Annotated in this window: 13 protein-coding genes; 12 read left to right on the forward strand and 1 reads right to left on the reverse strand. The window is 35.8% G+C overall.

Features of this window, described 5'->3' with window-relative positions; translation table 11 throughout:
* Nucleotides 1-23: 23 nt before the first annotated feature.
* Nucleotides 24-1,358, reverse strand: a complete 1,335-nt coding sequence (locus IKK64_00920; GenBank protein MBR4118622.1) for an NADP-specific glutamate dehydrogenase — start codon at nucleotides 1,356-1,358, stop codon at nucleotides 24-26.
* Between the two features lie 340 nt (nucleotides 1,359-1,698).
* On the opposite strand from IKK64_00920, the gene dut reads away from it, so the two are divergent.
* From dut to rlmB, 12 genes are all read left to right on the forward strand, one after another.
* Nucleotides 1,699-2,136 (forward strand): dUTP diphosphatase, encoded by a 438-nt coding sequence (gene dut, locus IKK64_00925; GenBank protein ID MBR4118623.1) that lies wholly within the window; start codon nucleotides 1,699-1,701, stop codon nucleotides 2,134-2,136.
* 1 nt (nucleotide 2,137) lies between these two features.
* Nucleotides 2,138-3,901: a tetratricopeptide repeat protein gene (locus IKK64_00930; protein ID MBR4118624.1), complete on the forward strand. Its 1,764-nt coding sequence runs from the start codon at nucleotides 2,138-2,140 to the stop codon at nucleotides 3,899-3,901.
* On the forward strand, nucleotides 3,901-4,719 hold the full coding sequence (locus IKK64_00935; protein MBR4118625.1) for a DUF4292 domain-containing protein: 819 nt from the start codon (nucleotides 3,901-3,903) through the stop codon (nucleotides 4,717-4,719). The genes IKK64_00930 and IKK64_00935 overlap by 1 nt, the downstream gene beginning before the upstream one ends.
* 1 nt (nucleotide 4,720) lies before the next feature.
* Nucleotides 4,721-5,944 (forward strand): peptidoglycan DD-metalloendopeptidase family protein, encoded by a 1,224-nt coding sequence (locus IKK64_00940; GenBank protein MBR4118626.1) that lies wholly within the window; start codon nucleotides 4,721-4,723, stop codon nucleotides 5,942-5,944.
* Nucleotides 5,945-5,950: 6 nt separating this feature from the next.
* Nucleotides 5,951-6,892 carry a GNAT family N-acetyltransferase gene (locus IKK64_00945; protein MBR4118627.1) on the forward strand — a complete coding sequence of 314 codons (942 nt, stop codon included), beginning with the start codon at nucleotides 5,951-5,953 and terminating at the stop codon, nucleotides 6,890-6,892.
* A gap of 8 nt (nucleotides 6,893-6,900) precedes the next feature.
* Nucleotides 6,901-8,340, forward strand: coding sequence for an O-antigen translocase (locus tag IKK64_00950; GenBank protein ID MBR4118628.1), 1,440 nt, complete (start codon nucleotides 6,901-6,903; stop codon nucleotides 8,338-8,340).
* 194 nt (nucleotides 8,341-8,534) lie between these two features.
* The gene (gene dnaN / locus IKK64_00955; GenBank protein ID MBR4118629.1) at nucleotides 8,535-9,662 is read left to right on the forward strand and encodes a DNA polymerase III subunit beta; all 1,128 of its coding nucleotides are present in this window, start codon (nucleotides 8,535-8,537) and stop codon (nucleotides 9,660-9,662) included.
* Nucleotides 9,663-9,683: 21 nt separating this feature from the next.
* On the forward strand, nucleotides 9,684-10,460 hold the full coding sequence (locus tag IKK64_00960; protein MBR4118630.1) for a 3'-5' exonuclease: 777 nt from the start codon (nucleotides 9,684-9,686) through the stop codon (nucleotides 10,458-10,460).
* Nucleotides 10,461-10,462: 2 nt separating this feature from the next.
* Nucleotides 10,463-11,656, forward strand: a complete 1,194-nt coding sequence (coaBC, locus tag IKK64_00965) for a bifunctional phosphopantothenoylcysteine decarboxylase/phosphopantothenate--cysteine ligase CoaBC (GenBank protein MBR4118631.1) — start codon at nucleotides 10,463-10,465, stop codon at nucleotides 11,654-11,656.
* 3 nt (nucleotides 11,657-11,659) lie between these two features.
* Nucleotides 11,660-12,568: a DUF4835 family protein gene (locus tag IKK64_00970; GenBank protein MBR4118632.1), complete on the forward strand. Its 909-nt coding sequence runs from the start codon at nucleotides 11,660-11,662 to the stop codon at nucleotides 12,566-12,568.
* A 1-nt stretch (nucleotide 12,569) separates the two neighbouring features.
* The gene (recN, locus tag IKK64_00975) at nucleotides 12,570-14,225 is read left to right on the forward strand and encodes a DNA repair protein RecN (protein ID MBR4118633.1); all 1,656 of its coding nucleotides are present in this window, start codon (nucleotides 12,570-12,572) and stop codon (nucleotides 14,223-14,225) included.
* Between the two features lie 4 nt (nucleotides 14,226-14,229).
* Entirely contained in the window at nucleotides 14,230-14,967 is a 738-nt protein-coding gene (gene rlmB / locus IKK64_00980) for a 23S rRNA (guanosine(2251)-2'-O)-methyltransferase RlmB (protein MBR4118634.1), read from the forward strand.
* The last annotated feature ends 64 nt before the right edge of the window (nucleotides 14,968-15,031 follow it).

Here is a 15,031-nt window from a genome sequence, read left to right on the forward strand (position 1 = left end):
ATATTGAGTATTGTCTATATTAATTACAAAACACCTTGAGCCATCATTGCTTTAGCAACTTTCATGAATCCAGCAACGTTTGCACCCTTAACATAGTTGATGTATCCATCCTCTTGTTTTCCGTAAAGAGTACATTGAGAGTGAATATCTTTCATAATTGATTGAAGTTTAGCGTCAACTTCTTCTCTGCTCCAACTTAGTTTAATTGAGTTTTGAGTCATCTCCAAACCACTAACAGAAACACCTCCGGCATTAGCCGCTTTACCAGGAGCATAAAGAATCTTGGCATTCAAGAACTCCGCAATAGCGTCGGGAGTTGAAGGCATATTTGCACCCTCTGATACAGCAAAACATCCGTTTGCAAGAAGTGCGCGAGCATCATCTCCGTCAATCTCATTTTGAGTTGCACTTGGCATTGCAATATCGCATTTCTCATTCCAAGGACGAGCGCCTTCAACATATTTGCAACCATATTTCTCAGCATACTCTCTAATGCGTCCGCGTTGAACATTTTTTAGGTTGAATATGAAAGCAAGTTTCTCTTCATCAATACCATCTGGGTCGTAAATATAGCCATTACTATCTGACATTGTAATAACCTTAGCACCAAGGCTGATAAGTTTCTTAACTGTATATTGAGCAACATTACCCGATCCTGATACAGCAACTACTTTATCTTTAATGTCAATGCCTTTGGTTTTTAGCATCTCAAGCAAGAAATATACGTTACCATAACCTGTTGCTTCAGGGCGAACCAATGATCCACCAAACTCAATACCTTTACCTGTGAAAGTACCAGTGTTTTCAAGAGCCATTTTTTTGTACATTCCATACATGTAACCAACTTCACGACCACCAACACCAATATCACCAGCAGGAACGTCAGTTTGAGGTCCTATATGACGCCACAACTCAGTAACGAATGCTTGGCAGAAACGCATAACCTCCATATCAGATTTACCACGGGGGCTGAAGTCTGAACCTCCTTTACCACCACCCATAGGTAGAGTAGTAAGCGAGTTTTTGAAAGTTTGCTCAAAAGCAAGGAATTTCAAAATAGAAAGGTTTACAGAAGAGTGGAAACGGATACCACCTTTGTAGGGACCAATAGCGTTATTGTGTTGGATACGATAACCCATGTTAGTTTGAACTTGACCTTTGTCATCAACCCAAGTAACTCTAAAAGTGAAAACTCTGTCAGGAATACAAAGTCTTTCAATCAAATTATATTTATCAAACTCAGGGTGTTTGTTGTACTCCTCTTCAATTGTCATTAAAACCTCTTCAACTGCTTGATGATATTCAGGCTCGTTGGGAAAGCGTCTTTTCAAATCGCTTAAAACTTTTTTAACTTCCATTTTTTTATAAATTTAAAATTGTTATTAATTCAAAACACTTATCTTGTATAACCTATTTGTGTGTTGTTTTGTTTGCAACCTGATAGGCGTTTTTTCAAGACCGATGCAAAGGTAATATACTAAAACGTAATTTTGCAACTTTTTTACGATTTTTTTTGACAAAAGATGATTTTTTTACACTTGTACTAACAAAAAGTTATCATAATTGCAAAAAATATGCCTTTTTGTTACAAAATATATTCGTAAAATATACACCAAATATACAACTAAATAAAATTGCTAACCTATTGTTATACTCGCACATATTTATTATCTTCGCACCATAAACAAATTAAACAAAATGGTAAAGGTAAAAGTTATAAATAAAGGAAAACATGCACTTCCCGAATACGGAACATTGCATGCAGCAGGAATGGATGTAAGAGCCAATCTTTCGGAATCGGTAACGTTAAAACCTATGGAGCGTAAAATAATACCCACAGGTTTATATATTGAGTTGCCCGAAGGATATGAGGCACAATTACGACCACGTAGTGGATTAGCAATAAAAAAAGGAATAACACTTTTAAATACTCCAGGAACAATTGATGCCGATTATAGAGGCGAGGTAGGAGTTATATTAATAAATCTTTCGCAAGAAGACTTTATTGTAGAAGATGGCGAGCGCATATGTCAAATGGTAATAAAACCATATACTCGAATTGAGTGGGAAGAGACAGAAACTCTTGAAGATAGCGAAAGAGGAGCAGGAGGCTTTGGACATACAGGAGTAAAATAAGATGCTCTATCAAATTAAATTAGCGAAAAAGATATTTTTATTGGTGTTACTATTTCAAATAACATCAACAGTAACCCTTTTTGCTGATAACGGAGAGCAAAACAATGATAAGATAACATATCTTTTGTTAGAGGCGCAACGTCTTGAGCAGACTCATAACCCGGACTCTCTTGTAGCTGCATTTGAAATGTTGAAAGCGGCCATAAAAGATGACAACTTGAATCAGGACGCAAGATTTAAACTCTCATCATATTATTACAAGATGAATATGCCCGACAAATATTATGATAATATATTGAAGGCGGCATATTCTGACACCACAAACTATTACTATAACATAGTAGCGGCAGATAATGCACAAAAAATTGGGGATTACGAAATGGCTACGGAGATATATGAGAGATTAATCCGAAACTATCCCAATGATGAGAGCCTCTATACAATGATGGCAAATCTCTATTTAGAACAAGCAAATATTGAAAAAGCCATAGAGTGTTACAATAAGGTTGAACGATTGACTGACAACACGGAGTATGCTGCATTTGCAAGAGCAGATGTATATCTCTATTTAAAACAATACGACAAAGCCGCCTCTGAATTTAAGCGTCTGTTAAAAAACGATTCCACCAATATAACCTATCTATTATCTCTGTCGCAACTCTATATCCAAATAGATAGTCTTACACAAGCAAAAACCTATATCAGCAAAGCAAAAGATGCAGGAGCAGGTTGTGAGATATCGTTATATGATTTAGAGTATTACAAGGCTCAGAATAACAATGATAGTGCAAAAATATCAATGTCTCAGGTGTTGAGTTGTCCCGATATAGTATATAGTGCAAAAAAAGAGATATTGCGAGAATATATATCAGGCATTTTAGATAATAATGAAAAACTCAATTCATCATACGAAGAACTACAAGCTGATTTAAAAAATACCGATTCTCTATTTAAATATTTGATAGAGGAGAATCCTCGCGAAACATTTATAAAGATGCTCTATGCTGAGGTTTTACAGATGCAACAAAGATATTCTGAAGCAATAGAGCAGTGCCATTCAGCACTCTATATTTCGCCATCAGATATGGATATTCATCGACAATTAATAAGAATGTTAGCATTCTCTAAAAACTATGAAGCAATGAATATTGCAGTAGAGAATGCATCGGAGTATGCCGATTCAACATTTATATTAGAATCTTCAGCATACTACTATTCAACTCAACAAGTCGAAAAGGCTATATCGGAGTTAAACTCTGCGGCACAAAAATACAGTTCACCGCTATTCCTTTCACAAATATACTCTACAATAGCAGATATATATTTTAATGAAGGGGAGAAATATTTACCAGAGAAATACTATAAATTGTCGTTAGAGTATAATCCAGACAATACAATGACACTCAACAATTATGCCTACTATTTAGCACAAACAGGAGGAGATCTCTCATTGGCAGAGAATATGAGTGCCAGAACCATTAAAGAAAAACCCGATGATCCAACATATCTCGATACATACGCATGGATATACTTCAAACAAGGGAAATATCTCTTTGCTGAGTTATATATAAAAAATGCAATGGATAAAGGAGGACGAAATAATCCTGAGGTTGTAGAACATTATGGCGATATATTATATCATCAAGGAAAAGTTGAAGATGCGCTTGTGCAATGGCAAGAGGCATTAGAGATGAACAAAACCTTAGGTAATGATAAAGCGATTCTTAAACAGAAAATTGAAAAGAAAACTTATATCAAAGAGTGATGAAAATTAGATATAAACACATATATATACTGCTACTGCTTATAGTTTTTTTAGTATCTTCGTGTCGAACAACAGATGAAATATCAATACCAGAACAAGAGACTAAGAAAAGTGAATTGTTAATATTTGAGAAGATAATAGAGCAGCAACCACAATTTTCAACAGCAACAACAAAATGTAATGTTGCTATCGACAAATTGAGTTCAAAGGCTCAAATAAAGATGATAAACGGAGAGTATATTCAAATATCTTTAACACCACTATTAGGAATAGAGGTATTTAGGATAACAATGACTCAAGACTCAATTTATGTAATTGACAAAATAAATTCACAGGTAGCAGAAGAACCCCTTGCTTCAGTAAAAAAATATCTTCCACAAGGAGTAGGTATAAAAGAGTTACAAAAAATAATATTGGGAGTTCCATTTCTTGTTGCCGATACGCTAACAAACAATAAATATAAAAAATTTGAATGGAATAGAACTCCAGAAACAGTTCAAATGCAAAGTGTATTAGATAAGTCGGCATCAATTATGTTCTCAAACAATTTAGAAGGAGTATTGCAATCAACAACCATTGAGTATAATGCAAAACCAATAGTGGAATTTAAATATACCTCTCACAAACCCGATGCTCAAGCAAAGTTACGACCATCACAAATTAAAGTATGGTCAAATATTCCGCAATTAGGTATGCCCATATCGGCAACAATAAGTGGTATGTCAGTTGAGTGGAATAAAAGAGTAGTAAAAGATACAAAAATCTCATCACGTTATAAACGAGTCTCATTAAGTCAACTATTAGGGAACTATTTTTAATATGATATTCAGGGTAATAATCTTTCTGTTAGCATTTGTAATAGCAACACCAACTGTGAGTGCTGCATCAACAAATGTAAAAACTCTTAAAGAACAAAAGAGTAAGGCAGATAAACAAGTAGCAAATACAAATAAAAAACTAAAGGCAGCGCAACGCGAAGCAAAAAAATCACTATCTGCTTTAAATGAAATATCTGCCGAGATAAAGACGCAGAATAGAGCAATAAATAAACTCAATAACGAAATAAGCCGATTGCGCAGAGAGGAGAATGCTTTAACTCGTGAAATAGAGCTTGCCGAAAAAGAGATAAAAGCAAAGAAAGACGACTATGCTAAGTCAATGCAGAGCCTATATCGAAAAAACTCAGGGCAGGATATATTTATATTTCTTTTCTCTGCCAACTCGTTTAAACAAGCAATGCGAAGAGCAAGATATTTAAAGGAGTTCTCAGCATGGCGAAAAACACAAGCATTAGAGATTACCGAACATCAACAAAAGTTGGAGAAGAAGCGTGAAGAGTTACGAGAATTGCGTGAAGAAAAAAACAAAATAGTATTGCAACGAACAACTGAGACGAATAAACTTAAAACTCAGGAGCAGAAACAAAAACAGATAGTAAATAAAGCTAAGAAAAACGAAAAGGCTCTACGTAAAGAGTTGGAGAAGCAGAAAAAACAAGCAGCGGAGTTAAATCGTAAAATAGAGCAATTAATAGCAGAGGAGGCACGACGCTCATCGTCATCGTCATCATCAGCAGGTGGCTCATATAGCGGTTATAAGATGACAAAAGATGAGCAGAAATTGGCTACAAATTTTGAGCAAAACAAAGGTAAATTGCCAATGCCATTATCTGGTAAATATAAGATAGTTGGTCATTACGGAACGCAACAACACTCTGAGTTAAAATATGTTCAGGTAAACAATAGTGGAATAGTAATTAAAACAATACCGGGAACATCGGCACGAAGTGTTTTTGATGGAGTAGTAACCCGTATATTTGTAATGCCGGGATACAATAGTTGTGTGATTGTCCGACATGGAAACTATCTAACCATCTATTCAAACCTTAAAGAGGTATATGTAAAAACTGGCGACAAGGTAAAAACACGCCAAGCAATAGGAAAGATATATTCAGATATTGAAGATGACAATGCAACACTATTGCACTTCCAGATATGGAAAGAGACAAATAAATTGAATCCGGAAACGTGGTTAGGAGATTAAACGGATATGAATACCATAATATGTAAACGATACAACTCCTCATTTGCATCAGAGTGGGATAGAGTAGTAGAGGAGTCACGTAATGGAACATTTTTGTTTAAGCGAAACTATCTCGATTATCACTCAGATAGATTTCGTGATCACTCCCTGATGTTTGAATTAGGAGGAGAAATTGTTGCACTATTTCCAGCCAACCAAAAAAAAGAGATAATCTATTCTCATCAAGGATTAACATACGGAGGGGTTATAATGACTTCGCGTTGTAAAGGAGCATTGGTGCTTGAAATTTTTGAGAAGATGATAGGATATTATCGTGCTAATGGAATAAAAGAGATTATCTATAAACCTGTACCGCACATATATCATATTAAACCTTCTGAAGAAGATATATATGCTTTGTATAGATATAAAGCAGAACTCTATTCGTGCGGAATATCATCAACCGTAGATCTTACACAAGAGGTCTGTTTCAACTCTTTAAGAACAAGAGGTATAAAAAAAGCATTGACAAACAATATTGAGATAAAGGAAGAGTTTAATTTTGCTCCTTTTTGGGAAATGCTAACCCAAAATTTACAACAACGTCACTCAGTATCCCCTGTGCATACACTCAAAGAGATAGAAATGTTAAGGGATCGTTTTCCTGAAAATATCCGACTATACACCGCTACACAATCCAATGAGTTATTAGCAGGAGTAGTAATATATGAAACGCCAATGTGTATTCACTCTCAATATATAGCCTCATCGCAGAAAGGGAGGGATATGTCAGCATTAGATCTGCTCTTTTCAAATCTTATAAAAGAGCGTTACAAAGAGTATAGATATTTTGATTTTGGAATATCAACCGAATCAAACGGAGAGATACTTAACGAAGGATTACTATCTCAGAAAGAGGGCTTTGGAGCAACGGCTACAATATACAATTCGTATAAAATAACACTCTAAAAATATCCATGTCCGAAAAAAATAGCATATATAAAAGAATAGTTAATGCAACCTCCCTTTTTGGAGGAGTGCAGGTGATAAATATGCTATGCTCCTTAATCCGAAATAAAGTAATAGCAATACTGCTTGGAGCCGAAGGCGTTGGACTAATAGGTCTGTTTAATAGTGCAATAGAGATGGTCTCTTCGATGACCAATTTAGGCCTGCGTCAAAGTTCGGTGAGAGATATCTCTTCGGCATATAATACCACCACAGAAAAGTTTAAAAAAATAGCAGGAGTAGTCCGTAAACTCTCTCTTGTTTTAGGACTTCTGGGTGCTATGGTGTTTATTGGAGCAGCACCGCTTTTAAGCAAGATAACATTCGGAACAGATAAAAATCTATGGAGTTTTGTTATTCTGTCAGCAGCACTATTGTTTAATGCCTTGTCATCAGGCGAACAAGCAATATTGCAGGGTAGCGAAAAACTGAAAACCTTTGCCAAATCAACAGTAGCGGCCAGTGTAGTATCGTTAATTTTCTCACTTCCTTTGTACTATATATTTAGAATAGAAGGAGTAGTACCATCATTGTTGCTGACTTCCATATTTGCCTTCTCATTTAATTATTTGGCATCTCGAAAAGAGAAAATAGGAACAGAAAAAGTCTCTGTAAAAACAGCCTTTAAAGAGGGAAGTCCAATGTTAAAGTTAGGAATATATATGACTATTAGTGGGTTTATGACAACATTATTGAACTATATACTAATAGCATGGATGAATAACTACTCAACAATGACCGAAGTTGGATATTATCAAGCAGGATTTACCCTTGTAACACGATATGTAGGAATGGTATTTGTGGCAATGTCAACAGAGTATTATCCTCGATTGTCAAAGGTACAAAGCGATAATAGTCAAGTTTCGCTTCAGGTATCACGACAAATGGAGAGTTCAATCTTGATGTTGCTTCCAATTATAGCACTATTCCTATTGTTTCAAGATTGGATAATAGAACTCCTGTATTCGCCACAATTTGCAGTTGTATCAGCCTATGTGGGATGGGCAATCCCGGGAGTACTATTTAAAGCAATATCATGGTCGTTAGGTTTTATACTATTGGCAAAGGGAGAGGGAAAACTATTCTTAATAACAGAACTTATATCCGACGTAACAACATTGGTAATCAGTGTATTGTTGTATCTAATGTTAGGTCTTGAGGGATTGGGAATTGCCTATACCATTAACTTTGCAATATACACAACCTATATGTGGGTAATATGTAAAAAACGATATTGTTTTATCCCCGAAAGAACATTCTATTCGGTCTCTTTGATAGCATTTGTTTTAGTCTATACGCAAGCAATAATAGTGAACTTTGAGATATCAAGCTATGTTATACCATCCATTCTCTCTGTTATAGCAATACTCTTCTCATCTGCTGTGCTTTATAAGAGGCTAAAAGCATAGAGATACTTTTCACTGAAATACCTCAAATAGTGATAACTATCGGTTATAATTAAAGTTATCAACAATTAACTCAATTTTTTATATATAAAACAGAATATTTCTCAAAAAAACATTATATTTGCTTTTGTATGCCTTATGTTTTAGCAAAAAGGCAATTGGTTGAATATAAGTAAAATAAATAAAAAATAAGAATTATGAAATTTGTAGTATCAAGTTCTTCACTATTGTTTCATTTACAAACAGTTGGAAGAGTAATCAGTTCAAAAAACACAATCTCTATATTAGAGAACTTTTTGTTTAATTTGTCAGGAGATAAATTAACAGTAACAGCCTCTGACCAAGAGACAACAATGACCACATCAATTGAGGTTCAAGAGTCAGAAGGAAGCGGATTGTTTGCAGTATCAGCAAAAATGTTATTAGACTCGTTAAAAGAGTTGCCCGATCAACCATTAGCATTTGAAATCAATGATGAGACTTTAGACATATTACTATACTTCCAAAATGGTAAATTTAACTTTGTAGGAATAAACGGAAGTGAATATCCACAAAGAGCACAATTAAGTGAGATAGCAAAAACAATATCAATGGATTCAAGTGCATTGTTAAAAGGAATCAATAACACAGCATTTGCACTTGCCGATAACGATTTGCGTCCGGTGATGAGCGGTATCTATTTTGATGTTCACCCAGAATATGTAGTGTTTGTAGCATCAGATAGTCAAAAATTGGCATGTTTTAAAAATATGTCAGTTCAAACAGGACTTCAAACATCGTTTATTTTACCACGTAAACCGGCAGCGTTGTTAAAAAACATATTAGCAAAAGAGAGTGGCGATGTAACAATAACATTTGATGAGAAAAACGCATGTTTCAATCTTGAAAACTTCATTTTGAATTGTCGCTTGATAGAGGGAAATTATCCAAAATATGCCTCTGTAATACCACAAAACAATCCAAGTCAATTAATAATTGACCGTTCTATATTTACAACATCATTACGTCGTACGGCAATATTTTCAGACCAAGCAAGTAGTTTGGTAAAATTACAATTATCTCCCGATAAACTTATCGTATCAGCAAAAAATACCTCTTTTGCAACATCTGCCGAAGAGAGTGTAGCATGTAGTTATACAGGAGATACAATGAATATTGGATTTAGTGCCAACTATCTAATAGAGATATTGAACAATATGTCATCACAAGAGGTTTCAATACAACTATCTGATCCTTCAAGAGCAGGAGTTATTGTGCCAATGCAAAATGATGAGAACGAAGATATGTTGGTATTGTTGATGCCTATAATGTTAAACGACTTTTAAATAGTAGGTTCGTAGAACGCAATGGAACTTAATATCAAGAATCCGATAGTATTTTTCGATTTAGAAACAACGGGTCTTAACATTGCAACAGACCGAATAATTGAGATAAGTTATTTAAAAGTCTGGCCAAATGGTAAAGAGGAGAGTAAAACCCGAAGAATAAATCCAGAAATGCCAATCCCACCACAAAGCACTGCTATACATGGAATAACAGATGCCGATGTAGCCGATTGCCCAACCTTTAAGGAGATAGCAAAAACCTTGGCAGCAGAGATAAAAGGTTGCGATTTAGCAGGGTACAATTCAAGTCGATTTGATGTGCCGCTTTTGGTTGAAGAGATGTTAAGAGCAGGAGTTGATTTTGATATATCAAAACGTAAGCAGATAGATGTACAAACAATATTTCACAAAATGGAGCAACGTACACTTACTGCTGCCTATAAGTTTTATTGCGACAAAGAACTCGATAATGCGCACTCGGCACAAGCAGATACCCGAGCAACATACGAGGTGTTAAAATCACAATTAGAACGCTATCCTGATTTGCCTAACGATATGGCTGCATTGTCTGAATTTACCACCTACAACAATAATCTCGATTTAGCGGGAAGAATAATTGTGGATGAACAAGGGCGAGCAATATTTAACTTCGGAAAGCACAAAGGGAAATTTGTATATGATGTCTTTGCAACAGATTTAGGATTTTACGATTGGATGCAAAAGGGAGAGTTTACTCTTAACACAAAAAAAGTATTAACCAAATTGTATGCAGAGTATCAACTAAAAAAGAGAGGTTGATAATGTTAAAAGGTAAACATATAATTTTAGGGATTACAGGAAGTATAGCTGCATACAAAGCAGCATACCTAACCCGGTTGTTAATAAAAAAGGGAGCAGAGGTGCAGATCGTGATTACACCATCGGGCAAAGAGTTTATCACCCCTGTAACCCTTTCAGCATTAACAGGCAAACCAGTAGTTTCTGAGTTTTTCACTGCAAACACAGGGGAGTGGCATAGCCATGTCGATTTAGGCTTGTGGGCAGATGCAATGGTTATTGCACCGGCAACAGCCTCAACCATAGCAAAAATGGCAACAGGAGTTGCAGACAATATGCTAATAACAACATATCTGTCGGCAAAAGCACCAGTATTTGTTGCTCCGGCAATGGATTTAGATATGTATAAACACCCATCAACACAAAATAATCTAAAAACATTGCAGTCGTATGGTAACTACATAATAGAACCGGCATCAGGATTCTTAGCAAGTGGGCTCGAAGGTAAAGGACGTATGGAAGAACCCGAAAACATTGTAGCATACCTCGAAAAATTTTTTACCAAAGAGCAAAAGTTTGCAGGTAAAAAAGTTATGATAACAGCAGGACCAACATACGAAAAAATTGACCCTGTTCGCTTTATAGGAAATAACTCAACAGGAAAAATGGGATATGCCATAGCCCAAGAGTTTGCCTCACAAGGAGCAGAAGTGACACTAATATCAGGGCCTGTAAATCTCTCGTGTGGTCAAGAGATAAAACGAATAGATGTTGTATCGGCAAAAGAGATGTGTAAAGTATCGCAAGAGGAGTTTGTTGATGCTGATATTGCAATAATGTGTGCAGCAGTAGCCGACTATGCACCCAAAGAGTATAGTGCAACAAAAATAAAGCGAACAGGAGATTTAACCATAGAGTTGGTACCAAACCCTGATATCGCTGCAACTTTAGGAGAGATAAAAAAAGAGAATCAAATATTGGCAGGATTTGCACTCGAAACAAACGATGAAGAGGCAAATGCACAATCCAAACTTAAGAAGAAAAATTTAGACTATATAGTATTAAACTCACTTGCCGACAAAGGAGCATGTTTTGGATACGATACCAATAAGGTAACCATAATCGGCAAATCGGGGGAAAAAGAGAGTTATCCCTTAAAATCAAAAAGAGAGGTAGCAAAAGATATAGTTGAATACACATACAAACTATTAAAATAGCCAATGCGTAAAATAATATCGTTCATATTTTTTTCTCTATTAGCAACTACTCTATATGCACAAGAATTGAATTGCAAAGTAACAGTCAATTCAAGCAAAATAGAGAGTGCAGATACAGATTTGTTTCAAACTTTGGAGCAATCCATAACTGAATATATGAACGATAGAAAATGGAGTAATGCACAAATAGCGGTAAATGAACGTATTGATTGCACAATATATATAACAGTAAATTCAGTAGAAGATACCCGTTATAATTGCGACATACAAATACAAGCAAGTCGTCCAGTCTATAATAGTAATTACACCACTACCACATTAAATTTTAAAGATACAGAGTGTAGTTTCACATACCAAGAGTACGAACCACTCATATATAACGAGAGTATGTTTGAGAATAACCTTACATGTATTCTCAACTTTTATGCCTATTTGATTTTAGGAATAGACTTTGACACTTTCGCTCCAAATGGAGGAGAACTCTTTTTTCGCCAGGCAGAAAAATTTGTGATGATGGGGCAAGGCTCACAAGAGGCTGGATGGGAAGCATTTGGAAGTAATCGCAACCGAGCAGCCATATTGGCAGGATTTACCGAAGAGCGAACAGCACCCTTTAGAGAACTCTTATACCTATATCATTTAAAAGGATTTGATGAAATGTCTGTTTCGGTAGATAAGGGACGCAAAGTAGTAACAGAGACAATAAAAAATCAATTAAAAAAGATATATGAGGATAACTCAATGTCTGTATTGTTGTCAATATTCAGAGACTCAAAATTAGATGAATTAGTGAGTCTCTATTCTGAAGCACCCCAAACCGAACGAGAGGAAGTATATAAAATACTCTCCAACCTATATCCCACAGAGGAGCAACGCCTATCACAACTACGCAAAGGAAAAGAGAACAGGTAATATGTTAAAACGATTAAGCATAAAGAACTATATATTAATTGATTCCTTGACCATTGAATTTGGTCAAGGATTATCAGTAATAACAGGCGAAACAGGAGCAGGAAAATCAATACTTGTAGGAGCATTAGGTTTGTTAGCAGGAGCAAAACCTGACTCAAAGAGTATATCACCGGGAGCCGCCAAAAGCATAATTGAAGGCGAGTTTGATATCTCAAAATTATCCCTCCAACACATATTTGAAGAAAATGATATCGATTACGAGGATGAGACAATAATCCGCCGAGAAGTTTCGGAGAGTGGTAAATCAAGAGCATTCATAAATGACACCCCTGTATCAGTATCACTACTCAAAGATTTGTCAAAACATATAATAGAGATACACTCACAACATCAAAACCTACTCTTGGCAGATAACACATTTCAGTTAGATGCCGTAGATATATATTCAGGTAACGCAGAGCAGTTAAATCAATATAAAGAACTCTATAATGAATATATAAAAAAACAGAACGATTTAAAACAACTATTATCCCTTCAACAACAAGCAAAGCAAGAGGAGGAGTATATAAAATTTGTAGTTAACCAACTCAATGAAGCCGCAATAAAAGATAACGAAGAGGCAGAATTGGAGGAGGAACAAAATTACCTGTCACATGCCGAAGAGATAAAAGAGGGGTTTTATAAAACATCCCTCCTGTTTGACGAGGAGGATGGCGTTAATTCTAAACTCTCAAGCATGTTGTCCGAGATAAGGGCAATAAACAAAAAAGTAAAAACAGGCGATCTGTCAGATCGTTTAGAAGCACTATATATTGAAGCAAAAGATATAGCATCTGAGGTTGCTTCCCGACTTGATGAGATAGAGTGTGATCCACAACGATTAATAGAAGTAGAGGAGCGATTATCATTAATATACACACTTCAGAAACGCTATTCTCAACCCGATGTACCATCTCTACTACAATATAAAAAAGAGATGGAGGATAAACTCCAAACAATTGATGGAGCCGATGCAGTAATAGAGAAGTTAGAGAAAGATATAGCAAAACTGAAAATAGACCTTGTTGCAGCTGCAAACAACCTCACAGCAGCACGACAAAAAGGAGGAGAGTCATTTGCTAAAGCATTAATGGATATGGCACGCCCACTATCACTACCAAACCTAAATTTCAAAGTAGAGTGGGAGTCAACAGAAGAGTTTACCGAAAACGGAACAGAGAGAGCAATATTTACATTCACAGCAAATAAAAATATGCCACTCTCGCCACTATCAAAGAGTGCATCAGGAGGAGAAATATCACGTTTGATGTTATGTGTAAAAGCAATGATAGCAACAAACCGAGCAATGCCTGTAATGCTATTTGATGAAGTAGATTCAGGAATATCTGGCGAGACAGCAGGAAAAGTAGGAAGAATAATGTCCGAAATGTCATCTGAACGACAAATAATAGTAATCACCCACCTACCTCAAGTTGCAGCAAAAGGAGCGTGTCATTACAATATACAAAAACAAGACACAGAAGAACGAACCATTGCTATTGTTAAGAAACTAAATCAAGAGGAGAGAATAGCAGAGGTGGCACGAATGATGAGTGATGGAGATATAACCCCGGCAGCAATGAGTTTGGCAATACAATTATTAAAAACAAATAAATAGATAGATGATAAAGAGTAGCGATATGATATTTGGCATTCGTGCCGTAGCAGAAGCAATATCAGCAGGAAAAGAGGTAGATAAAATATTAATTCGCAAAGATCTCTCTGGAGAGTTGGCAGGAGAACTCTTTGAAATGTTGCGAGGAAGTAACATTGTAGTGCAACGCGTACCACAAGAGAAGTTAAACTCAATCACACGAAAAAATCATCAAGGAGTAATAGCGTTTATCTCACCAATAAATTATCAACCTATCGAAGAGATAGTAGCATCACTATATGAGCAAGGTAAAGTTCCATTTATCTTAGTGCTTGATCATCTAACAGATGTTCGCAATTTTGGAGCAATAGCACGTACTGCCGAGTGTGCAGGAGTAGATGCAATAATAATACCCTCAAAGGGAAGCGTGTCGGTAACAGCAGATGCGGTAAAAACATCGGCAGGAGCATTAATGAATATACCAGTCTGTCGAGTACAATCATTATATAACAGTGTTAAGTATCTAAAAGATTGTGGTTTGCAAATAATGGGAGCCTCTGAAAAATCGAATATCAATTACACCGATGCCGATATGACAACACCATTGGCATTGGTAATGGGAGCCGAAGACAAAGGCATCTCAACAGAGATACTATCGCTCACAGATACAACAGTATCGCTACCTCAATATGGAAAAATAGCCTCATTAAATGTATCGGTTGCAGCAGGAGTAATGATATATGAAGTATTGCGTCAGCGTAAATAAATTAAGAGTCTATTTAAAAACTTATTAAAAATCAGCACTATAAAAGAACTAAAATTTTATTTGT

The sequence above is a fragment of the Bacteroidales bacterium genome, assembly GCA_017521245.1.
GTDB lineage: Bacteria > Bacteroidota > Bacteroidia > Bacteroidales > G3-4614 > Caccoplasma_A.

What these genes read in the sequence shown, in the direction of transcription:
- IKK64_00950 (MBR4118628.1), top strand. Translation starts at nt 6,901, where the DNA reads ATGTCCGAAAAAAATAGCATATATAAAAGAATAGTTAATGCAACCTCC.
- IKK64_00970 (MBR4118632.1), top strand. Translation starts at nt 11,660, where the DNA reads ATGCGTAAAATAATATCGTTCATATTTTTTTCTCTATTAGCAACTACT.
- recN (MBR4118633.1), top strand. Translation starts at nt 12,570, where the DNA reads ATGTTAAAACGATTAAGCATAAAGAACTATATATTAATTGATTCCTTG.
- dnaN (MBR4118629.1), top strand. Translation starts at nt 8,535, where the DNA reads ATGAAATTTGTAGTATCAAGTTCTTCACTATTGTTTCATTTACAAACA.
- IKK64_00920 (MBR4118622.1), bottom strand. Translation starts at nt 1,358, where the DNA reads ATGGAAGTTAAAAAAGTTTTAAGCGATTTGAAAAGACGCTTTCCCAAC.
- IKK64_00935 (MBR4118625.1), top strand. Translation starts at nt 3,901, where the DNA reads ATGAAAATTAGATATAAACACATATATATACTGCTACTGCTTATAGTT.
- IKK64_00960 (MBR4118630.1), top strand. Translation starts at nt 9,684, where the DNA reads ATGGAACTTAATATCAAGAATCCGATAGTATTTTTCGATTTAGAAACA.
- IKK64_00945 (MBR4118627.1), top strand. Translation starts at nt 5,951, where the DNA reads ATGAATACCATAATATGTAAACGATACAACTCCTCATTTGCATCAGAG.
- IKK64_00940 (MBR4118626.1), top strand. Translation starts at nt 4,721, where the DNA reads ATGATATTCAGGGTAATAATCTTTCTGTTAGCATTTGTAATAGCAACA.
- dut (MBR4118623.1), top strand. Translation starts at nt 1,699, where the DNA reads ATGGTAAAGGTAAAAGTTATAAATAAAGGAAAACATGCACTTCCCGAA.
- coaBC (MBR4118631.1), top strand. Translation starts at nt 10,463, where the DNA reads ATGTTAAAAGGTAAACATATAATTTTAGGGATTACAGGAAGTATAGCT.
- rlmB (MBR4118634.1), top strand. Translation starts at nt 14,230, where the DNA reads ATGATAAAGAGTAGCGATATGATATTTGGCATTCGTGCCGTAGCAGAA.
- IKK64_00930 (MBR4118624.1), top strand. Translation starts at nt 2,138, where the DNA reads ATGCTCTATCAAATTAAATTAGCGAAAAAGATATTTTTATTGGTGTTA.